The organism is Streptomyces sp. NPDC046727 (assembly GCF_040645635.1).
Lineage (GTDB): Bacteria > Actinomycetota > Actinomycetes > Streptomycetales > Streptomycetaceae > Streptomyces.
In genome coordinates this window covers 70,802-91,806 of sequence record NZ_JBEYYR010000008.1, presented here as the reverse complement: position 1 = coordinate 91,806, position 21,005 = coordinate 70,802, and the positions used below count along the sequence as shown (strand labels likewise).

The 21,005-nt window shown below is 72.6% G+C and carries 20 protein-coding genes; 12 read left to right on the top strand and 8 right to left on the bottom strand.

What is annotated here, in order from left to right:
* The first annotated feature begins 87 nt into the window (after window positions 1-87).
* Window positions 88-1,929, top strand: coding sequence for an asparagine synthase (glutamine-hydrolyzing) (gene asnB, locus ABZ937_RS12430; RefSeq protein WP_361689697.1), 1,842 nt, complete (start codon window positions 88-90; stop codon window positions 1,927-1,929).
* 39 nt (window positions 1,930-1,968) lie between these two features.
* Here the strand turns inward: asnB and ABZ937_RS12425 are convergent, their stop codons facing one another.
* Both ABZ937_RS12425 and ABZ937_RS12420 read right to left on the bottom strand, forming a co-directional pair.
* Window positions 1,969-2,493 carry a DUF4232 domain-containing protein gene (locus ABZ937_RS12425; RefSeq protein ID WP_361689694.1) on the bottom strand — a complete coding sequence of 175 codons (525 nt, stop codon included), beginning with the start codon at window positions 2,491-2,493 and terminating at the stop codon, window positions 1,969-1,971.
* A 151-nt stretch (window positions 2,494-2,644) separates the two neighbouring features.
* A complete protein-coding gene (locus tag ABZ937_RS12420) occupies window positions 2,645-4,246 on the bottom strand; it encodes an alpha/beta hydrolase (protein ID WP_361689691.1) in 1,602 nt (533 codons plus the stop codon).
* A 306-nt stretch (window positions 4,247-4,552) separates the two neighbouring features.
* Here ABZ937_RS12420 and ABZ937_RS12415 point away from each other — a divergent pair, with 306 nt between their 5' ends.
* Both ABZ937_RS12415 and ABZ937_RS12410 read left to right on the top strand, forming a co-directional pair.
* Entirely contained in the window at window positions 4,553-5,197 is a 645-nt protein-coding gene (locus ABZ937_RS12415; protein ID WP_361689688.1) for a chaplin, read from the top strand.
* Window positions 5,198-5,450: 253 nt separating this feature from the next.
* On the top strand, window positions 5,451-6,305 hold the full coding sequence (locus tag ABZ937_RS12410; protein ID WP_361689685.1) for a GNAT family N-acetyltransferase: 855 nt from the start codon (window positions 5,451-5,453) through the stop codon (window positions 6,303-6,305).
* A gap of 3 nt (window positions 6,306-6,308) precedes the next feature.
* On the opposite strand, the gene ABZ937_RS12405 is transcribed toward ABZ937_RS12410, so the two are convergent.
* Window positions 6,309-6,800, bottom strand: coding sequence for a nucleoside deaminase (locus tag ABZ937_RS12405; protein WP_361689682.1), 492 nt, complete (start codon window positions 6,798-6,800; stop codon window positions 6,309-6,311).
* The gene (locus ABZ937_RS12400) at window positions 6,784-8,070 is read right to left on the bottom strand and encodes an MFS transporter (protein ID WP_361689679.1); all 1,287 of its coding nucleotides are present in this window, start codon (window positions 8,068-8,070) and stop codon (window positions 6,784-6,786) included. The genes ABZ937_RS12405 and ABZ937_RS12400 overlap by 17 nt, the downstream gene beginning before the upstream one ends.
* A 59-nt stretch (window positions 8,071-8,129) precedes the next feature.
* On the opposite strand from ABZ937_RS12400, the gene ABZ937_RS12395 reads away from it, so the two are divergent.
* Together ABZ937_RS12395 and ABZ937_RS12390 are read left to right on the top strand one after the other, a co-directional pair.
* Complete coding sequence (locus ABZ937_RS12395; protein ID WP_361689676.1) at window positions 8,130-8,501, top strand: MerR family transcriptional regulator; 372 nt, start codon at window positions 8,130-8,132, stop codon at window positions 8,499-8,501.
* A gap of 41 nt (window positions 8,502-8,542) precedes the next feature.
* Window positions 8,543-9,319 carry a GNAT family N-acetyltransferase gene (locus ABZ937_RS12390; protein WP_361689673.1) on the top strand — a complete coding sequence of 259 codons (777 nt, stop codon included), beginning with the start codon at window positions 8,543-8,545 and terminating at the stop codon, window positions 9,317-9,319.
* Window position 9,320: 1 nt separating this feature from the next.
* On the opposite strand, the gene ABZ937_RS12385 is transcribed toward ABZ937_RS12390, so the two are convergent.
* A complete protein-coding gene (locus tag ABZ937_RS12385) occupies window positions 9,321-9,584 on the bottom strand; it encodes a GlsB/YeaQ/YmgE family stress response membrane protein (RefSeq protein ID WP_361689670.1) in 264 nt (87 codons plus the stop codon).
* A gap of 227 nt (window positions 9,585-9,811) precedes the next feature.
* On the opposite strand from ABZ937_RS12385, the gene ABZ937_RS12380 reads away from it, so the two are divergent.
* Window positions 9,812-11,254, top strand: coding sequence for a hydrolase (locus ABZ937_RS12380; RefSeq protein ID WP_361689667.1), 1,443 nt, complete (start codon window positions 9,812-9,814; stop codon window positions 11,252-11,254).
* 49 nt (window positions 11,255-11,303) lie between these two features.
* Here ABZ937_RS12380 and ABZ937_RS12375 read toward each other — a convergent pair whose 3' ends face one another.
* Both ABZ937_RS12375 and ABZ937_RS12370 read right to left on the bottom strand, forming a co-directional pair.
* Window positions 11,304-14,018: a sugar-binding domain-containing protein gene (locus ABZ937_RS12375; RefSeq protein WP_361689664.1), complete on the bottom strand. Its 2,715-nt coding sequence runs from the start codon at window positions 14,016-14,018 to the stop codon at window positions 11,304-11,306.
* Between the two features lie 106 nt (window positions 14,019-14,124).
* The gene (locus tag ABZ937_RS12370; protein WP_361689661.1) at window positions 14,125-15,309 is read right to left on the bottom strand and encodes an ROK family protein; all 1,185 of its coding nucleotides are present in this window, start codon (window positions 15,307-15,309) and stop codon (window positions 14,125-14,127) included.
* Between the two features lie 119 nt (window positions 15,310-15,428).
* Here ABZ937_RS12370 and ABZ937_RS12365 point away from each other — a divergent pair, with 119 nt between their 5' ends.
* The 3 genes from ABZ937_RS12365 to ABZ937_RS12355 all read left to right on the top strand — a co-directional run bounded on the left by ABZ937_RS12365 (window position 15,429) and on the right by ABZ937_RS12355 (window position 18,301).
* The gene (locus ABZ937_RS12365; protein WP_361689658.1) at window positions 15,429-16,874 is read left to right on the top strand and encodes an APC family permease; all 1,446 of its coding nucleotides are present in this window, start codon (window positions 15,429-15,431) and stop codon (window positions 16,872-16,874) included.
* 63 nt (window positions 16,875-16,937) lie between these two features.
* Window positions 16,938-17,450, top strand: coding sequence for a GNAT family N-acetyltransferase (locus tag ABZ937_RS12360; protein WP_361689655.1), 513 nt, complete (start codon window positions 16,938-16,940; stop codon window positions 17,448-17,450).
* A gap of 83 nt (window positions 17,451-17,533) precedes the next feature.
* Window positions 17,534-18,301 (top strand): metalloregulator ArsR/SmtB family transcription factor, encoded by a 768-nt coding sequence (locus tag ABZ937_RS12355; RefSeq protein WP_361690176.1) that lies wholly within the window; start codon window positions 17,534-17,536, stop codon window positions 18,299-18,301.
* Between the two features lie 81 nt (window positions 18,302-18,382).
* On the opposite strand, the gene ABZ937_RS12350 is transcribed toward ABZ937_RS12355, so the two are convergent.
* Window positions 18,383-18,817 (bottom strand): SPW repeat protein, encoded by a 435-nt coding sequence (locus ABZ937_RS12350; protein WP_361689652.1) that lies wholly within the window; start codon window positions 18,815-18,817, stop codon window positions 18,383-18,385.
* A gap of 194 nt (window positions 18,818-19,011) precedes the next feature.
* Between ABZ937_RS12350 and ABZ937_RS12345 the strand changes: the two genes are divergently transcribed.
* The 3 genes from ABZ937_RS12345 (at window position 19,012) to ABZ937_RS12335 (ending at window position 21,004) form a co-directional block, all read left to right on the top strand.
* Entirely contained in the window at window positions 19,012-19,095 is an 84-nt protein-coding gene (locus ABZ937_RS12345; RefSeq protein WP_361690173.1) for a putative leader peptide, read from the top strand.
* 201 nt (window positions 19,096-19,296) lie between these two features.
* The gene (locus tag ABZ937_RS12340) at window positions 19,297-20,439 is read left to right on the top strand and encodes an LLM class flavin-dependent oxidoreductase (RefSeq protein ID WP_361689649.1); all 1,143 of its coding nucleotides are present in this window, start codon (window positions 19,297-19,299) and stop codon (window positions 20,437-20,439) included.
* A gap of 28 nt (window positions 20,440-20,467) precedes the next feature.
* Complete coding sequence (locus ABZ937_RS12335; RefSeq protein WP_361689646.1) at window positions 20,468-21,004, top strand: HXXEE domain-containing protein; 537 nt, start codon at window positions 20,468-20,470, stop codon at window positions 21,002-21,004.
* Window position 21,005: the final 1 nt, after the last annotated feature.

Genomic DNA, 21,005 nt, shown 5'->3' with positions numbered 1-21,005 from the left:
ACAACTGGTTTGTCGGGCCGGTCTCCCCGCCACCGGAAAGCCCAGGTGAGCGAGGACCTGCCGGCAGCCGGGGGCAGGAGGCAGCGCATGTGCGGCATCACCGGATGGGTCTCCTTCGACCGCGATCTGGCGACCGAGGCCACCACCTTGCATACGATGACCGAGACGATGGCCTGCCGCGGCCCGGACGACCGCGGCACCTGGTGCGAGGGCCCCGCCGCCCTGGGGCACCGCCGGCTCGCCATCATCGACCTCCCCGGCGGCCGTCAGCCGATGTCGGTGCCGACCCCCGAGGGACCCGTCGTCCTGGTCTACTCCGGGGAGACGTACAACTTCACCGAACTGCGCCGCCGACTCCAGGACAGCGGCCACCGGTTCACCACCGACTCCGACACCGAGGTCGTGCTGCACGCCTATCTGGAGTGGGGCGACGCGCTCGCCGAACGGCTCAACGGCATGTACGCGTTCGCCATCTGGGACGGCCGCCACGACAAGCTGGTGATGATCCGCGACCGCATGGGCATCAAGCCCTTCTACTACTACCCGACGTCCGACGGCGTCCTGTTCGGCTCCGAACCCAAGGCGATCCTCGCCAACCCGCTGGCCCGGCGCCGGGTCGCTCTGGACGGCCTGCGCGAACTGTTCGTCCTGGTCAAGACGCCGGGACACGCGGTCTGGGACGGCATGCGCGAGGTGGAGCCCGGCACCGTCGTCACCGTCGACCGCTCCGGCCTGTCCACCCGCGTGTACTGGCGCCTGGAGACCCGCCCGCACACCGACGACCGCGACACCACGATCGCCACCGTGCGCTCGCTCCTCGACGACATCGTGCGCCGCCAGCTGGTCGCCGACGTACCGCGCTGCACCCTGCTCTCCGGCGGGCTCGACTCCTCCGCCATGACCGCGATCGCGGCCCGGCAACTCGCCGCGCGCGGCGAGAAGGTACGCAGCTTCGCCGTCGACTTCGCGGGCCAGACCGAGCACTTCGTCGCCGACGAACTGCGCGGCACCCCCGACACGCCCTTCGTGCACGACGTCGCCCGGCTCGCCGGCACCCAGCACCAGGACATCGTGCTGGACTCCGACGCCCTCGCCGACCCCGCCCTGCGCAGGCAGGTGATCCGGGCCCGCGACCTGCCGTCCGGCCTCGGCGACATGGACACCTCGCTGCTGCTCCTCTTCCGCGCCGTCCGGGAGAACTCCACGGTGGCCCTGTCCGGCGAGTCCGCCGACGAGGTCTTCGGCGGCTACCTGCAGTTCTTCGACGAGGAGGCGCGCCGCGCCGACACCTTCCCGTGGCTGACGACCATGGGGCGCCACTTCGGCGAGGACGCCGACATGGTGCGCGCCGACGTCGCCAAGTCCCTGGACCTGCAAGGCTATGTCGCCGAGGGCTACCGCACCGCCGTCGCCGCCATCGACCGGCTGGACGGCGAGAGCGACTTCGAGTACCGGATGCGGCAGATCAGCCATCTGCACCTGACCCGCTTCGTCCGCATGCTGCTCGACCGCAAGGACCGGATGAGCATGGCCGTCGGTCTGGAGGTCCGGGTCCCGTTCTGCGACCACCGGCTGGTCGAGTACGTCTACAACGTGCCCTGGGCCCTGAAGTCCTTCGACGGCCGGGAGAAGAGCCTGCTCCGGGAGGCGGCGGCGGACGTCCTGCCGCGCTCGGTGTACGAGCGGGTGAAGAGCCCGTACCCGTCCACGCAGGACCCGGGGTACGCCCGTGCGCTCCAGGAGCAGGTCAAGGAGGTGCTCGCGCGGCCCTCCCACCCCGTTTTCGACGTGGTCGACCGGGAGCTGGTCCGCCGGGCGGCCGAGCGCACCACGCCGGTCAGCACCCAGGCGGCCCGGCGCGGTCTGGAACGCACCCTGGACCTCGCGGGATGGCTGGACCTCTACGAACCGGAGCTGGTCCTCGAGTGAACCGCTCGCCCCGGCCGGCCCACCTGCTCCCTGCGGTGCTCAGCCGAGCCCGATGGCCCGGTCCGCGGCCGCCGCCGACTTCTGCCACCAGGTGGTCACCGGCTCCCAGACGAGGACCTTCCGCCCGGTGCCGAGCTGCGCGGCGGTGAAGGAGCGGCCCCAGTGCGCGGCCGACGCCGCCACCGTGACCGTGTCCACCCGGCGGGCCTCGGGGTCCGCCGGGTCGGCGATGGTCCGGACGTCGGCGTAGGCCGTACCGCCCGCCGCGAGCCGGTAGGTGCCGGTGCCGCCCTCCGGGACCGGCAGCGCGGCCCCGTCCAGGTCCCCGAAGGTCACCGTGGGCACGCGGTCGACGACACACGCGCGGGCGCCGCGGTTGGTGACGCCGACCCGCAGCACCGTGGAGTCGGAGGCCGCGGCCTTGGCCCGTACCGTCAGCGACTTCTCGGCGCAGCGGGCGGTGCGGTGGTGACCGGTGGCGGCCTGGCTCTGCGGCGCGGTCAGCAGCAGAGCCGCCACGGCGGCCGAGGCGGCGGGTACGACGATGGCGGCGCGCATGCGCATGAGGGTGTCCCCCTGTCGTGGTCACGTACGGGATACGGCGGCCGATGGACGCCTGCCCAGTGTGACGACCGGGGTGGCCGGGAGGTTGCCCCGGTTCGCGGCTGTTACCCGGTTGCTCCACTCCTGTCACCGGCGGGAGGGGCTCCGGCCGTCAGCCGGTGCTGTCCGAGGTGACGCCCTCGGGGGGCTCGTCCGCCGGGCAGGAGCTGCCGCTCGGGGGCAGCGAGCCGTAGAGCAGGAAGTCGTTGACCTTGCGGTGCACGCACTTGGAGGAGGAGTACCCGGTGTGGCCCTCGCCCTTGTTGTCGAGCACCACCGCGGACGGGCCGAGCCGGCGGGCGGTCTCCACGGTCCACCGGTACGGCGTGGCCGGGTCGCCGCGCGTGCCGACGAGCAGCAGCTTCGCCGAGTGGACGTTCTTCACCCGGTCCCGGATGAAGTCGGTGCCCTTGGGCCGGCCGTAGCACATCAGCAGCTGGGTGAGCCGGTAGCGGCCGAAGACCGGCGAGGCCTGGTCGTACGCGGCCCGCAGGTCCTTCAGTTCACCGGTGAGCCGCGCCGCGGCGGGCCGGTCGGGGTCGTCCGCGCAGTTGATCGCCATCAGCGCGGCCGACAGGTTGTCCGTCGGGACGTCCTCGGCGTCGACCAGTCCGCCGTCCGTCCGGTACCGGCCGGGCAGGCCGATGCCGCCGGTGGAGAAGGCCAGGACGCGCCGGGTGTCGCCGTCCTCGATCAGCGAGGCGAGCGCCCGCTCCAGCGAGGGCCACAGCTGCTTGCTGTAGAGGGCCTGCCCGATGGCGCCCACCAGGTCCTGCCCGGAGAACGAGCCGCCGAAGTCCGTGGGCACCGGGTTCCGGTCGAGCGAGCGGACCAGCCGGACCACCTCGTCCCCGGCCGTGCGCCGGTCCTGCCCGAACGGACAGCCGATGTCCCTCGTGCACCAGTCCAGGAAGCCGTCCAGTGCCGTCTGCTGCCCCTCGGCGCCCGCGACCCCCTGCTCGGCCAGCGACTCGGTCAGCGTGTCCACGCCGTCCAGGGCCAGCCGGCCGACCTTGCCGGGGAACTGCGCCGCGTACACCGCGCCGAGCCGGGTGCCGTAGGAGAAGCCGAGGTAGTTGAGCTTGTCGTCGCCGAGTGCCTGGCGGATGACGTCCAGGTCGCGGGAGGCGTTCACGGTGCCGATGTGGCGCAGCACCGGGCCGGAGTTCCGGGCGCACTGCTCGGCGGCCCGCCGCAGGTGCTGGAACAGGGCCTGCGGGTGACTGATGTCGGCGTCGTCGTCCGCCACGGCCGAGGCTTCGTCACCGCCCTCGCCGCAGCTGACGGGGGAGGAGCGGCCGACGCCGCGCGGGTCGAAGGTGACCACGTCGTAGCCGTTGGTCAGGTCCATGAACTGCCTGCCCTCGGCGGCCAGCTCGGGGATGCCGGCGCCGCCCGGGCCGCCGAAGTTCAGCAGCACCGAGCCCCGTGACGTTCCGGTGGCGCGGTAGCGGGCGAGCGCCACGTCGAGGGTGCCGGCGCGCGGCCGCGCGTAGTCGAGCGGGACGGTGACCTTCGCGCACTGGAGGTCCTTCGGCATGTCCGGGCCCCGGCAGGCGCCCCAGGCCGGCTGCTGCCGGTAGAACCGGGACAGGTCGGGCTGCGGCTGGTCGTCGGCGGCCGCGGACAGCCCGGCTCCGAGCAGCGCCAGGGCGAGCGCCGAGGCGCCCGCGCAGCGCCGCACGGCGGGCCGTCTGGACAGCATGGCCAGCATCGATCGCCTCCCGGGGCGCACGCCACGGACCGGGGCCGGCGCCCTCGGATCACCATAAGCGGGCCCCGGACGGCCCGCCTCCCGGCGAGCGGGACGGTGCGCGCGGGAGTAGCCTGCGCTCCCGCCATGCCCAGTTGATGATCATTGAGTGGCTTTGCATCCAGTTCGATAACAGTGACGCTCGATGGGGTGAAAGCCCGATAAGCCATAACTCTGATGGTTCGCCTGCGTTTTACGAGGTGCGGGTGAGTGCCCGCGACGACGTCTGGAAGGCAGGAACCTATGAGACGGGCTACCCGAAACGGTGTGATCGCCGTCGCCTCCGCGGCCGGCGCGATGGCCGTGGCGCTGCCGGTGTCCGCCGCCTTCGCGGCCGACGGGGCCGACGCCGACGGCTCGGCGGCCGGCTCTCCCGGGCTGGTCTCCGGCAACGGCATCCAGCTCCCGGTGCATGTGCCGGTGAACGTCTGCGGCAACACGGTGAACGTCGTGGGGCTGCTGAACCCGGCCGTGGGCAACGCCTGCGCGAACCGTGGCACGGCGAAGGCCGACGGATCGGCCGGATCCGGCGAGGCCGCCGCTTCCCGGGGAGCGGAGGCCCACGGCCGTGCCACGGACTCGCCCGGCGTGCTCTCGGGCAACGACATCCAGCTCCCGGTCGACGTCCCGGTCAACGTCACCGGGAACAGCGTCGACGTGGTCGGCGTGGGCAACGCGGCCGTCGGCAACGAGTCGGTCAACGATTCCGGCGACGACACCCGCCCGCACACCGCGACCCCCAAGCCGCGCGCCCCGAAGCCCCCGGCCCCCGTCCGCTCCCACCCGCGCCCGGCGGCCGCGCTGGCCCACACCGGAGCGGACCTCACGGTCCCCGCACTGGCCGGCAGTGCCGCGCTCCTCGGCACGGGCGCGGTCCTGTACCGCCGCTTCCGCCCGGGCCGCGCCGGCTGACCCGCGCTCCGGTACGGCCCCCGCCGGCCGCTCCCGCGGGGGCCGTACCGACGTCATCCGGGCCGGCCGCGCGCACGAGGGCGGCCGGCCCGACTCCCGTACCGCGCCGGTCGCTTCCGGCCCCCGGGAGCGGTGCGCATCGGCTGATCTTCCCGTGGCGCGGCCCCCGGTCGATCCGGAAGGATGCTGCGGGCGGCCCGGCCGAGAACCGGGCCGTACGCCAGCCCGCCCCCGACGGAAACGGAGCGCACCCATGACCTCTGCGGCCCCCCACGACCTCGTCGTCACGCAGGCCACCCTCGACGACTGGCCGGTGATCAGCGGGTGGGCGGCGGCGGAGGGCTGGAATCCCGGGCTGTCCGACGGGCCCGCGTTCTTCGCCCAGGACCCCGACGGGTTCTTCCTCGGCAGGATCGGCGGGGAGCCGGTCTCCGCCATCTCCGTGGTCACCTACGGCTCCGACTACGCCTTCCTCGGCTGCTACCTCGTCCGCCCCGACCTGCGCGGCCACGGGCACGGCCTCACCACCTGGAAGACCGCCCTCGCGCACGCCGGGAGCCGGACCGTCGGCCTGGACGGAGTCGTCGCCCAGCAGGCCAACTACCGGCAGTCCGGCTTCCGGTTCGCCTACCGCACCGTCCGGTTCACCGGCACCGCCCCCGAGAGCGGCACGCCCGCCGGAGTCCGCCAGGCCGGGCCGGCCGACCTGGCCGCGCTCACCGCCTACGACAGCGCCTGCCAGCCCGCCGACCGCCCCCGGTTCCTCGCCGAGTGGCTCACCGGCCCCGGCCACCGGGCCGTCGTCCGCGAGGACGGTGGGCGCCTCACCGGCTACGGCGTGATCCGCCCCGGCCACGACACCCTGCGCATCGGCCCCCTCTTCGCGGACACCGCCGACGACGCCCGGGCTCTGTTCGCCGCCCTCACCGCCGACGTGGCGGGCCGCGAGGTCGCGATCGACGTGCCCGAGCCGAACGCGGCCGGCGTCGCCCTCGCCGAACAGGCGGGACTGCGGCCCTCGTTCGAGACGGCCCGCATGTACACCGGCCCGGTGCGCGAGCACGCCCGGGAGCGGGTGTTCGGTGTCACCACGCTCGAACTCGGCTGACCCTCAGGCGAGGTGAGCGTCCCCGGCGAGGGAACGGCGGAGCAGTTCCCGCACCTCGTCCACCAGCTCCGGCACCGGGCCCTCCACGGCCACACCGGGCGCGATCTCCCGCACGGGCAGCGTGCGCACGGGCGGCGCGGGCGCGCCGAACTCGGCCAGCCAGCCGACGATCTGCTCCGAGGAGGCGACGTACACGATCCGGCCGAGCCCCACCCAGGCGTGCGCCGCCGCGCACATCGGACAGTGCTCGCCGGAGGTGTAGACGGTCGCCGCCGCCCGCTCATCGGGCGTGAGCCGCGTGGCCGACCACCGGGCCAGTTCGAACTCGGGGTGCCGGGTGCCGTCCCCGCCCGCCACCCGGTTGCGGTCCTCCGCGAGGACGGTGCCGTCCCCGCCCACGAGCACCGACCCGAAGGGCGCGTCACCGGCGTCCAGTGCTTCCGCCGCCAGCTCCACACAGCGGCGCAGATACCGCAGCTCACTGTCCCGCACCATCGGCCCTCCTCCTCACGGCATCATCTCCGGCGGGGGACGCTATGGCCACCGCAGCCGGTTCCGCCAGCGGTTTTGCCCCGAAGGCAACGGCGTGCCGACGGGCCGGGAAGGCGTACCGGCGCCCGGCCGCCACCGTCGTGAGCGCCAGCAGCACCGGCGGCAGCGCGGTCCACGGCAGCGCCCCGGCGCCCAGCGCGTCCAGGGCCAGGCCGCCGGTGAGCGAACCGGCGGCGATGCCCGCGTTGTACACCGTGGTCTGCAACGCGGTCGCCACATCGGCGTCGGCGGGTCCCGACGCGTCGACCAGCGCGGTCTGGATCAGCGTGGGCGCCCCGCCGAAGGCGACGCCCCACAGCGCCACCGCGCCGACCAGCAGCCCGTGCACCCGGGCACTCAGGCCCAGGACCAGCAGCACGGCCGCGACCAGGGCGAGCGCCCCGAGCAGCGCGGTCCGCGGATGCCGGTCGACCAGCACACCGGTGAGCCAGATCCCGGCCACCGTGGCCGCTCCGAACACCGCGAGCAGCACACCCGTACGGCCGTACCCGGCCTGCGCCGCGAACGGGGCGACGTACGTGTACATCACCTGGTGCCCCAGCAGCAGGAACAGAGTCACGGACAGCACCGGGCGGATCCCGGGGCGGACGGCGACCCGGACGAGCGGCACGCGCGCGTGCGGCGGCTCGCCGGGGAAGCCGGGCACCCGCAGCCGCACCCAGCCCACGAGCAGCACGGCGAGCAGGGCGAGCGTCCCGAACGCGGCCCGCCAGCCCACCGCACCGGCCAGCGCGGTACCGGCCGGCACCCCGACCGCCAGGGCCAGCGTGATCCCCGCCAGCACCACCGCGATGGCCCGGCCGCGCCGCTCGGCGGGCACCATCCGGGCCGCGTAACCGGCGAGCATCGCCCACAGCGTGCCGCCCGTCGCCCCGGCCAGCAGCCGGGCCGCGACGGTGAGCGGGTACGACGACGACAGCGCGACCAGCGCGTTGCTGACGGCGAACCCCAGCAGCGCACCGCACAGCACCGGCCGCCGGGGCAGCCCGCGCAGCGCCGCGGTGACCGGGATCGCGGCCATGAAGGAGGCGGCGGCGTACGCGGTGACGAGGAAGCCGATCCGGGACTCGGCGACGCCGAGCGGGCGGGCCATCACGGGCAGCAGGCCCGCCGGGAGGAGTTCGGTCAGTACGGCGGTGAACGCGGCGCAGGACAGGGCCAGCAGCCCGGACCACGGCAGGCGACCGCCCTTGACCTGGGAGGACGGGGTCATGCGACCATGGTCGAAGTTTCACATCAGTGTGAAGGTCAAGCGCGGACCGGGGAGGCGGCATGCGGATCGGTGAACTGTCCCGGCGCACGGGCGTCCCCACCCGGCTGCTGCGCTACTACGAGGAGCAGCACCTGCTCCACCCCGCACGCACCGGGAACGGCTACCGCAGCTACCCCGAGTCGGCGGTCGCCGAGGTGCAGCAGATCCGCGGCCTGCTGGACTCCGGCCTCACCACCGAGATGATCCGCGCGCTCCTGCCGTACCTCTGCGGTCCCGGGCACCTCGTGCCCGACCCCGGGAGTGTGCCGCCGGAGACGGCCGCCCTGTTGCAGGGGCACATCGACCGCATCCAGGCCCGCATCGACTGCCTTGCCCGCAACCGCGACCGGCTCACCGCCTACCTGGCGGCGGTACGGCCGGGGGGCCGTTAAATCCGTTGGCCGGGCCCGGTCCTCCGTGCTGAGGTGAGGCCATGGATCACACCGCCGTGCTCGCCCGGTACGACCAGGACATGCGCGAAGGCGCCCGGCCCGACGGTCCGGGCGCCCGCATCGAGCGGGCCGGCGGGGTGGTGCGGCAGGTCGCGGACGCGCTGGGCTGGAACGGCGTGCTCTGGTCCGGGCTGGACGCGGCGGACGCGGACCGGGCGATCCAGGACCAGATCGCGTACTTCACCGGGCAGGGCCGGGACTTCGAGTGGAAGCACTACGGCCACGACGAGCCGGCGGACCTCGGCGACCGGCTGCTCGCCGCCGGATTCCGGGCCGAGCCGGCGGAGACACTGATGATCGGCGAGGTGGCCGAGCTCGCGCTCGACACCGCGCCCCCGGCCGGCATCCGCATCGTCCAGGCCACCGATCCGGCCGGCGTCGATCGCGTCGTGGACGTGCACGAGCGGGCCTTCGGCACCGACGGCACCCGGCTGCGGCACCGGCTGCTCGCCCGCCTGACCGCCGACCCCGGCACGGTCGTCGCCGTGGTCGCGCTCGCCGGCACGGAACCCGTCAGCGCCGCCCGCATGGAGCTGGTGCCCGGCACCGCGTTCGCCGGACTGTGGGGCGGCGGGACCGTCGCGGACTGGCGGGGCCGGGGCATCTACCGTGCCCTGGTCGCCCACCGCGCCCGCGTTGCCGCCGCCCAGGGCTGTCGCTACCTTTATGTGGACGCCTCGGACCTGAGCCGCCCGATCCTGGAGCGCCTCGGCTTCCACCCGCTGAGCACCACGACGCCCTACCTGTACGAGAACTGATTCAGCGGCGGGCCAGGCCCCGGTCCAGCGCGGCCACCCCCACGGCCGCCAGGGCGATCTGGATGAACCACTCGATCCAGTCGGGCCCCTCAGTGGCGGCGACCCCGAACCCGGCGGCGATCGCCGAACCGAGCAGCGCCGCCACAATGCCGACGACGATCGTCCACAGGACGCCGATACGCTGCCGCCCGGGGACGACCAGCCGGCCCAGCACACCGATGACGAGGCCGATGACGATGGCGCTGATGATGCCTGAGATCTCCATGGCCGCACCTCCTTGACGCTTCTGACCGCGAACCCCGCTGATGAGGCATGTGCCCGCTCCCACCGGAGCCACTCCGCTCCGGTTGCCGCCGGAGGTCTCTGTTCACCGGCCCTTCATGCCATGTACCTTTCAACCAATCGACGCGTGTAGAACCCTCAAGCGGGTTCTACGCGCGCAGACTTGGGCGCCCGCACCGCCTCTCCCCACCCCTCATGGAGGTTCGACGGATGCTTGGATCCAGGAGATCCGGCCGCAGATTCACCACCGCCCTGGCCGGTTTCGGGCTGCTGCTCACCGGAGCCGCCGTCCAGCTCGGCACCGGCACCCCCGCCCACGCGGCGACCACCCACCGCATCCTGTTCGACAACGCCCACGCCGAGACGGCCGGCAACGCCGACTGGATCATCTCCACCAGCCAGCCCGACCCGCTCGGCCAGGACTCCTCCCCGTCGGCCGAGACGGACTGGACCGGCGCCCTGTCGTCCTGGGGCGTGGCGCTGCAGAAGACCGGCGGCTACAGCCAGAAGACCCTGCCGTCGGGCGCCGGCCTCAGCTACGGCGGCACGTCCACGACCGACCTGTCGAACTTCGACACGCTGGTCCTGCCGGAGCCCAACACGCCGTTCACCAGCGCCGAGAAGACGGCGATCATGAACTTCGTGAAGAACGGCGGCGGCCTGTTCATGATCTCCGACCACACCGGCGCCGACCGCAACAACGACGGCTACGACGCGGTCGAGATCTTCAACGACCTGATGACCAACAACAGCGTCGACTCCACCGACCCGTTCGGCTTCTCCATCGACTCGCTGAGCATCAGCTCCGACCACCCCTCGGCGATCAGCGACAGCACCGACCCGGTGCTCCACGGCTCCTTCGGCACCGTCAGCAAGAGCCTGATCGCCAGCGGTACGACCGCCACCCTCAAGCCCGCCGACAACCCCAGCGTCAAGGGCCTGCTCTACCGCACCGGCTACTCCGGCAACACCGGCGCCTTCTTCGCCACCAGCACCTTCGGCAGCGGCCGGGTGGCCTTCTGGGGCGACAGCTCCCCGGTCGACGACGGCACCGGCCAGTCCGGCAACACCCTTTACGACGGCTGGAACGACTCCGGCGCCACCAACGCGGCCCTCGCCCTCAACGCCACCGAATGGCTGGCCGGCGCGAGCGGCAGCAGCGGGGGCGGCGGCTCGACGTCCTGCACCGCCGCCCAGCTGCTCGGCAACAACGGCTTCGAGTCCGGCAGCACCGCCTGGAGCGCCACGAGCGGAGTCATCACCAACTCCACCAGCGAGTCGGCCCGTTCGGGCGCGTACTACGCCTGGCTCGACGGCACCGGCACCGCCGCCACCGACACGCTCTCCCAGTCGGTGACCATCCCGTCCGGCTGCTCGGCCACGCTCAGTTTCTATCTGCACGTGGACACCGCCGAGACCACGACCAGCACGGCCTACGACACCCTCAAGGTCCAGGTCCTGAGCAGCTCCGGCACCGTGCTCGGCACCCTGGCGACGTACTCCAACCTCAACGCCGCCTCCGGCTACACCCAGCGCAGCTTCGACCTGAGCGGCTACGCCGGGCAGACCGTGACGCTGAAGTTCACCGGCACCGAGGGCTCCAAGTACCAGACGTCGTTCGTCGTGGACGACACCGCGCTCAATGTGAGCTGAGCCCGGAAGGAGGAGGGAGGCGGGTCGTCCGGGGCCGCCCCCTCTCCCCTCACGCGGCCGGCACCGTCCCTTCCGGCGTGTTCCAGCCGGAGATCCGCAGGTGCGGTGCCGAGCCGTGCAGGTCGGCCGTCCGGTAGGTGGCGGTCAGCGTCGTCGACTCGCCCGGCCACAGGCTCACCTGGTTGTCCGACCAGCGCACCGGCAGGACGGGCTTCCCCTGTGCGTCCACCAGATGGACGTCCGTCAGCAGCGCCGGCGTCTTCCCGCTCCCGGTGTGGCGCAGGGTCACCGTCGTGGTCGACGTACCGTCCGACGAACCAGTGGTCGCCGTCGCCGACACCGGCGCCTGCGCCATCGAGGTGAGCCCCGTCAGGTCGGCGTAGCTCGTCGTCGGCGTGTAGTACCAGGTGGTGCCGCTCCAGTCGAGGGTGTCGGGCCGGGTGGAGAGCCAGTACACGTTTCGGCTCACCTCCTTGCCGTCCGCGTCCGTCAGCACCAGCCGGAGCAGATGCGTCCGCGACAGACCGCTCACCGAGGACGGCAGGGTGAGCGGTGTGCCCTGTGCCCCGTCCCCGTTCACCGCCACATCGGTGACGGTCCTGTCGTACCGCTGCGTGCCGTCGGTGTCGAACAGCGTGGCCTGTGCGGTGAGGCCCTGCGCGGCGGCGCGCCGGTTGTTCACCACCACGACCGAGCGGTTGTCGTAGGAGTACTGGATGTGCAGCGGCTCGTTCGCCTTCTTGGCGCCGAAGTAGGCGCCGTTCTGGTCGAGGTAGCGGTCCGTCAGCTGCCAGTGCAGGGACGTCCAGCCGCTGTTGAACATCCAGTGGATCACCCCGGTGGCGGGCCGGTCGGTGTCCGTCGCGTTGCGCCCGTACGCCTCGAACTGGGCGCGGACGTTCTCGTACTGGGCCAGCTGGGCCTTGCGGACGTAGTCGGTGAGGCTCGTCGGGGCGCCGTAGCGGCCGGTGAGAGCGTTGTCGTAGATCTTGAGGGTGCCGAAGACGGTGGACGGCGAGCGGTGGTACTGCCGGGCGCCGGGGTTCTTCCACAGGGTGTCCAGTTCGGCGGGCGTCATCATCCGTCGCAGCGTGTCCAGGGTGGGGATGCTGGGGCCCGCGCTGGTCTCGGAGTTGAAGCCGGTGGCCCCGCCCTCGCGCTTGGCGTACCAGTAGGCGGGCGGCACCCAGTCGTAGGGGCCGGTCATCTTCATGCCGGAGGCGCCCAGCTGGGGTGAGGAGGCCTCGGACGCGGCGGGGACCACGGGGACCGGCCAGTCCGCCGCCTTCAGGGCGTCCAGGTAGCCCTTCTCGACGGTGGCGCCGGGGGCGGCGTCGCTGCCGATCAGGAAGGAGAGGACGCTCGGATGGGCGCGCAGGCGGGCGGCCTCGGCGGCCATGGACGCCCTCGCGACGGAGTGGTCGGAGTCGCTCCACTTCTCGCCGTGGCCGTCGGGGTTGGACTCGCCCTCCCACTTGTCGCAGCACTCCCAGCCCGGCAGGGTGAGCACCCCGTGGCGGTCGGCCAGGTCGAAGAACTCGTCCGGTTCCAGGTGGCCTTCCAGGCGGAGGGTGTTCAGGCCCAGGTCGACGGCGTACTTCAGGCGGTCCTCCACGTAGCCGCGGTCCCAGCGCAGGAACTCGTCCGGGGACCAGCCGCCGCCCCTGACCAGCAGCTTGCGGCCGTTGATCCAGTACTGGCGGGCGCCGTCGGAGTTCAGCGGGGCCTGGACGTCGCGGATGCCGAAGGTCTGGTGCGCGGTGTCCGACACCTCACCGTCCACGGTGGCGGTGAGGTCGAGGTCGTACAGCGGCTGTCCGCCCATTCCGGCCGGCCACCACACCCTGGGCTCGGTGAGGTGCAGGCCGGGGACGTCGGCGGGGGAGAAGGTGACGGTCTTCGTCTCGTGCGCGGCGAGCGACACCGTCCTGGCGAACTCCGTTCCGCCGATGCTGCCGCCGACCTTCGCCGTGACCGCCGTACCCGTGTCGTTGCGGGCCTGGGCCTTGACCGTCAGCTCGGCGGTGACGAGCGACGGCACGGAAAGCTCCGTCACCACGTGCGCGTCGCGCAGCGCGACGGCGCCGCCCCTGCGGACCAGGACGTCCCGGACGAGCCCCATGTTCCGGTCGGCCGGCGGCTGGAGCCAGTCGAGCCAGCCCATGGTCAGGTGCTTGTCCGGGTCGTTGGGCTGGACCCGGAAGGCGACCGTGTTCGTGCCGGACCTGACCAGCGAGGTGATGTCCAGTTCGTGGTGGGTGTAGGCGCCGGCGACATCCGAGGCCGGTGCCACCTGGCGGCCGTTGACGTAGACGTCGGCCGCCGAGACGACTCCGCTGAAGTCGAGAAACGTGCGCTGCCCGGTGTCCTCGACGGTGAAGTCGGAGCGGTACCACCACGGCACCTGGAAGTCGGCCCGCGGGATCTTCTGCTGGTTCGTGGAGTGGAACGGGTCGGCGTACACGCCGTTCGCCAGCAGCGCGGCCAGCACCGTGGAGCGGGGGCCCGCCGGGTACCAGCCCTTCGCCGGGTAGCCGGGGGAGGACACGGCCGTCGCGGAGTCGCTCACCTTCGCCGTGGACTGGACGGCGAAGCCGGACAGCGGGGTGCTGGTGCCGGCGGCGGAGGGGACGTGGGTGATCCGGGCGGACCGGTGGTGTTCCGCCGTGTCCCCGGGGCCGGCCCAGGCGCCGGTCGTCAGGGAGCCGGCCAGGGCGAGGAGTACGACGGCCGCGGGGAGCCGGCGGGCGGGGCGAGGGAACACGACGGTCTCCAGCCTCGTAAAGTTAAGAAACTTTACTAACCTGGTTCACGCTAAGGCGCTCTCCGGGGCGTGTCAACGACCCGCGCCGCGATGGCCGTTGCACGGCTCAGGTTCCGGCCGTCCGGCGGTCGAACACCAGGTCCCGGGCGGTGTCCAGCGCGGTGGCCACCGCGCCCAGCAGTACGGCGTCCTCGCCGAGCCGGCTCGGCGCGATCCGGGGCCGCAGCGGGGTGAGCGCGCGCATGTGCTCCCGCACCGGCTCCAGCAGCAGGTCGACGCTGTGGCCGACCCCGCCGCCGAGCACCACCAGGTCCGGGTCGAGCACGGCGGCCGCGGCCGCCACGGTGTGCGCGATCCGCTCGCCCTCCAGCTCCACGGCCCGCACGGCGGCCGGATCACCCCGCCGGGCCGCGTCGAAGACGGCCTTCGCCGTGAGCTGCCCGCGCATCCCGAACTGCCGCGCGGTCTCCACCACGGCCACCCCCGACACCGCGTCCTCCAGCCGCTCCGGCTTCCGCCGGCCGTGCCACGGCAGGAAGCCGATCTCCCCGGCCAGCCCGTGCGCCCCCGTGAACAGCCGCCCCTCGCCGACGATCCCCATCCCGAGACCGGTGCCGATCAGGATGTACGCGAACAGCCGGCTGCCCGCCCCGACGCCGTACGTGTACTCGCCGAGCGCCGCCAGGTTGGCGTCGTTGTGCACCTCCAGCGGTACGTCCAGCTCCGCGCGTATGTGGTCCACGAGCCCGGCCCGCCCCCAGCCCGGCAGATGCATCGCGTACCGCACCCGCCGCTGCTTCTCGTCGTACACCCCCGGGGTGCCGATCACGCCGTGCACCACCTCCGCCGGGTCCACGCCCGAGTTCGCGATCACCTGGCGGGCGGTGGTCACGACCAGGGCGGTCAGGGCGGCGGAGGCGCGGGCCCGGTTGCGTATGTCCGCCCGGGCGACCACCGTGCCGTCCAGGTCGACCACCGCCACCCGCAGCCAGCCCCGGCCTATGTCCACGCCGAGCGCGTACCCGGCGGCCGGGTCGGGGGCGTAGAGCACGGCGGTCCGGCCGCGCTCCGGGGCGTGCGTGCCGACCTCGTGCACCAGGCCGGCCGCCGCCAGCGAGGCCAGCGCGCTGGAGACCGTCGGCTTCGACAGGCCCGTCTCCCGGGCCAGTTGGGCGCGTGAGGCGGCGCCGAGGCCGCGCAGCCGGTCCAGGAGCAGCCGCTCGTTGGTGCTGCGCAGGCGACGGCGGCTCCAGGGCTGTTCCTGCTGCTCTACGGCATCGCTGGCGGGCATCACACCATTCTCGTGCATGCGCCGACGCCTACTTGACGGCCCTAGTAAGGCTCCTTAACTTTATCGGCCAGTCGCCCCCGCCGGGTGCCGCGGAGCGCCCGTCGCGTCAGGAGTCCCCCATGTCCGGTAGCCCGCCACCCCAGGGTGGTTTCGTCCGTCGCGTCGGCCTGTTCCAGGCCACGGCGATCAACATGAGCCAGATGTGCGGCATCGGCCCGTTCGTCACCATCCCGCTGATGGTCGCCGCGTTCGGCGGCCCGCAGGCGGTCATCGGGTTCCTCGCCGGCGCGGTCCTGGCGCTGTGCGACGGGCTGGTCTGGGCCGAGCTGGGCGCCTCCCTGCCCGGCTCCGGCGGCAGCTACGTCTATCTGCGCCAGGCCTTCCAGTACCGCACCGGCCGCCTGATGCCGTTCCTGTTCGTGTGGACGGCGATGCTCTTCATCCCGCTGATCATGTCCACGGGCGTGGTCGGCTTCGTCCAGTACCTGGGCTATCTCGCCCCCGGCCTGGGGCGGACCGCCGGCGACCTGACCGGCCTCGGCGTCATCGCCCTGGTGGTGCTCCTGCTCTGGCGCGGCATCGAGCACATCGCCCGGATCACCGCCGTGATGTGGACCGTGATGATCGCCTCGGTACTGCTGGTGATCGCCGCCGCCGCCACCGACTTCAGCCCGCACCTGGCCTTCACCTACCCGGCGGGCGCCTTCGACCTGACGAGCGGCCACTTCTGGCCGGGCTTCGCCGCGGGCCTGACCATCGGCATCTACGACTACCTCGGCTACAACACGACCGCCTACATGGGCGCCGAGATCAAGGACCCCGGCCGTACGCTCCCGCGCTCCGTCCTGTTCTCGATCCTCGGCATCATGGCGATCTACCTGCTGCTCCAGATCGGCACCCTCGGTGTCGTCGACTGGCGCCGGATGACCGACCCGGGCGACATCGCCTCCACCTCGGTGGCCTCCGCCGTGCTGGAGGAGACCTGGGGCAAGGGCGCGGCCGACACGGTGACCGTGCTGATCCTGATCACCGCGTTCGCCTCCGTCTTCGCCGGACTGCTCGGCGGCTCCCGGGTGCCCTACGATGCCGCCCGCGACCGGGTCTTCTTCCGCCCGTACGCGAAGCTGCACCCCAAGCACCGCTTCCCGACGCTCGGCCTCGCCACCATGGGCGTGATCACCGCCGTCGGCTTCCTGATCGGCCGCCACACCGACCTCGCGACCCTGATCCAGCTGCTCACCACGGTGATGGTCATCGTCCAGGCGCTGGCCCAGATCGTCGCGCTGACCGTGCTGCGGGGGCGGCAGCCGACGCTGCCCCGGCCGTACCGGATGTGGCTCTACCCCCTGCCGAGCGTCGTGGCCTTCGCCGGCTGGTGCGTGATCTACGGGTACGCCGACCAGAACTCCCCGGGCCGCCGTCCCGTCGAGTGGTCCCTGGCCTGGCTGGCCCTCGGCTGCGTGGCCTTCCTGGTCTGGGCGCGGCTGGAGAAGGTGTGGCCGTTCGGCCCGAAGGAGACCAGCGAGGAGCTCGACGGGCGGACAACACCCCTTGAAGTGAGCTAGAGTTACCCGCGTCGACGCGCATTTCCCCGGCCGGACCTGGTCCGCCGGGGAGATTTTCGTTTCATGACCGACATCATGAACGCGGACGTCACCGTCCGCCCCGCGACCCCCGAGGACCAGCCCGCCGTGGAACGGCTGTGGCTGATGTTCCGTCACGACCTGTCCGAGTTCGGCGGGCCCCTGCCCGCCGCCGACGGCACCTTCCGCAGCGAACGCGTGACGTCCGCCTTCACCGGGCCCGGCTGGGCGCCGTACCTGCTGAGCTGCGGCGAGCGTCCCGCCGGGTTCGCCTTCGTCCGCGGACTCGACGGCCCGGTACGCGTCCTCAACAGCTTCTTCGTCGTGCGCGGGGCCCGGCGCCGGGGCGTCGGGCTGCGGGCCGTGCGCGAGGTGCTCACCCGGCACCCGGGGCCGTGGGAGATCGCCTTCCAGCAGGACAACCCGGCCGCGGTGCGCTTCTGGCAACGGGTCGCCGAGGATCTCGCCGGTGACGCGTGGACCCGGGAGCCCCGGTCGGTGCCGGGCCGGCCGGAGCTGCCCCCGGACGTGTGGATCTCCTTCACCGTGGCCGGCTGAGCCGACGGGCCCGGCCGGGCTTTCTTGACATGCAGGCAATTGCCTGCATAACGTCGAGTGTGCGATCGGAGGACGACACCCGGATGGACAAGGTCTTCAAGGCGCTGGCGGACGACACCCGCAGAGCCCTGCTCGACCGGCTCCACGAGAACAACGGCCAGACCCTGGGCGAGCTGTGCGAGCGCATCGCCATGACGCGCCAGTCGGTGACCCAGCATCTGGCCGTCCTGGAGGCCGCCCATCTGATCAGCACGGTGCGGCGGGGGCGGGAGAAGCTGCACTACCTCAACCCCGTGCCGCTCCACGAGATCCAGGAGCGGTGGATCGACAAGTTCGAGCGCCCGCGCCTGAGCGCGCTCGGCGCCGTGAAGCGACGAGCCGAGGAAGCCATGACCGACAAGCCGAGTTTTGTGTACGTCACCTACATCGCGAGCACGCCCGAGAAGGTCTGGGAGGCGCTCACCGACGCCGACCTGACGGCCGCCTACTGGGGGCACAGCAATGTCTCCGACTGGCGGCCGGGCTCTCGCTGGGAGCATGTGCGCACCGACGGCTCCGGCGTCGCCGACGTGGTCGGCCGGGTCGTGGAGAGCGAGCCGCCGACCCGGCTGGTGACCACCTGGGCCGCGCCCGACCAGGAGGGGCGGGAGGACCGGCACTCCCGGGTCACCTTCGAGATCCGGCCGCACGAGGACATCGTCCGACTGACCGTGATCCACGAGGACCTCAAGGACGAGGGCGAGCGCGCGGACGTCGCGTCCGGCTGGCCGGCCGTGCTGTCCAACCTCAAGTCGCTGCTGGAGACCGGCCGGACCCTGCCGCAGGAGCCGTGGCTGGTGCCGTCCCGCTGAGCGGAAGCGGGCAAGCGGAGGCCGGTCCACCCGGGTGAACCGGCCCCGCTTGTCCTTCCTTCCTTTCCTCGGTCTTCTCTTTTACGGCCTTGAGGTGCTCTTCGCTGCCGTACCGGCGCATATCAGTCCGAGGGCGAGGGCCAGGGCTCCGATGACGATGTTGTTGACGATGACACCCGCGTCCGGGCTGCTGCCCACGACCCATGGGGCGATGATCATCCAGATACCCATGGCGCACATGGCCCAGCTGAGGCCGTACATCCGCTCGGGGGCCCGGGTGAATCCCAGTGCCAGCAGGCCTATCGCTATGCCCAGGATCAGGTTGTGGGCCACGAGGGCGGGCTGGCTCGCCGTGTAGTGCACGATCCACGGCGACGCGGCACAGTACAGGCCGAGCAGGAACACCGGCCCGTCCACGAGCGCCACATCACGACCGCCGAGCATACGGGCGTAGCGTTCCCGCATTTCGGAGACATCGGGGTGGCTCGCTATGTCACCCCTGTGCAAGTTGGCCATGAGTCGTCTCCTTCGACTATGCAGCCAGACCGCGTCCGGTTCGGTGCGCGGTAAGCGACGCATAGTCCAGTTTGCTCTTATTTCTTCTTTATGTGTAGGCCCGGGAAGGCGGCGCCTCCGATCCGTCGGTCGGGCTGGCATGTGCACACCGATCAGGTTTGACGGTCGTCACGGCTGCTGCCACGATCAACGGCATGACGATGCGACTGGACCTCACGCGGCGACGCCACGTCGACCTCGCGCGCGTCTCCAGCGCCTCCTGTCGCACCGCGGTCTGACCAGCGGTTCCCCTTTCCCCGGGCCCATCCGTCACGGCGGGAATTCCCTGTCCCTTCCGTGTCCTTCCGTGCCGGAATTCCGCGTGCCCGAAATCCTCGGCGAGTAGTTCCCCCACAGGATTTCCGCCGCGCCCGCCGTCGCCACATGCGCCGCAGTACCGCCTGGTTGCTGCCACGGACACAAGTGATCGGAGACCCCACGTGTCCCTCACCTTCCACTGGTTCCTGCCCACCAACGGCGACAGCCGCGATGTCGTCGGCGGCGGCCACGGCACCCCGGCGACCGCGTCCGGCCGCGACCGGCCGCCGACCGTCGCCTACCTGAGCCAGATCGCCCGGGCGGCCGAGGACCTGGGCTTCGTCGGCGCTCTCACGCCGACCGGCGCGTGGTGCGAGGACGCGTGGCTGACCACCGCCATGGTCAGCCAGAACACCGAGCGGCTGAAGTTCCTGGTCGCCTTCCGGCCCGGCTTCGTCTCGCCGACCCTGACCGCCCAGATGGCGTCCACCTTCCAGCGCCAGACCGGCGGACGGCTGCTGCTCAACGTCGTCACCGGCGGCGAGAGCCACGAGCAGCGGGCCTACGGCGACTTCCTCGACAAGGCCGCCCGCTACCGTCGTACCGGTGAATTCCTGCACATCGTGCGGGAGTTGTGGGAGGGCAGGAGCGTCGACCTGCGCGGGGAGCATCTGCGGGTCGAGGAGGCGAGGCTCAGCCGGGTGCCCGATCCGGTCCCCGAGGTGTACTTCGGCGGCTCCTCGGCCGCCGCCGGAGAGGTCGCGGCCCGGTACGCCGACGTGTACCTCACCTGGGGCGAACCGCCCGCCCAGGTCGCCGGGAAGATCGCCTGGATCCGCAAGCTCGCCGCGGAGCACGGCCGTACCCTGCGCTTCGGGATCCGGCTGCACGTCATCACCCGGGACACCTCGGCGCAGGCGTGGGCGGAGGCGGACCGGCTGCTCGACGGCTTCGACCCGGAGTCCGTACGAGCCGTACAGGAGGGCCTCGGCCGCAGCGAGTCCGAGGGCCAGCGGCGCATGCTCGCCCTGCACGGCGGCAGCCGGGACGGCCTGGAGATCCACCCCAATCTGTGGGCCGGCATCGGCCTGGTGCGCGGCGGCGCCGGGACGGCCCTGGTCGGCAGCCACGACGAGGTCGCCGAGCGCGTCAAGGAGTACCACGCCCTCGGCATCGACGAGTTCGTCCTCTCCGGCTATCCGCACCTGGAGGAGGCGTACTGGTTCGGCGAGGGCGTCCTGCCCCGGCTGGCCGCGCAGGGACTGTGGACGCACCCCGGCGCGACGGCGCCGACCGCCTCCGCGCAGGTGCCGTTCACGGGCTGAGCAACCCGCCCTGGCAGACTGCGTGTTCATGAGAAGCGAGCCGAACGCCGTGCCTCCGGCCGTCACGTGGGGCCTGCTGGCCGCCTGGGCGGTGCACGACACCGAGGAAGTCGTCATGGTGCCGCGCTGGGTGCGGACCCAGGTGCCGGAGCTGCGCGAGCGGTTCCCCCGGGTGCCCGAGCCGGTGTGGCGCGGACTGGCGGCCGTGGACCGGCGCCGGTTCGGTACGGCGGTCGCGGCGATGGCCGTCGTCGTCGCCGCGGCGGCGGCCGACGGCCGGCGCACGGGCGGGCGGTCCGCCGTCTACCAGACCGCGCTGAACGGCTTCGGCGCGCACGGACTGGTCCACCTCGCCCAGGCGGCGACCGTCCGCGGATACACCCCCGGCTCGGTGACCACGCCCCTGGTCGTCCTCCCCTTCACCCTGTGGGCCCGCGCCCGGCTGCGCCGCGCCGGGCTGCTGCGTCCCACCCGCCCGCGGGACGTCGTCCAGGGCCTGGCCTTCGCGGCGGCGGCCACGGCGGGCACCCACGCCGTGGCCCACCGCCTGCTGCGCCGACGCTGAG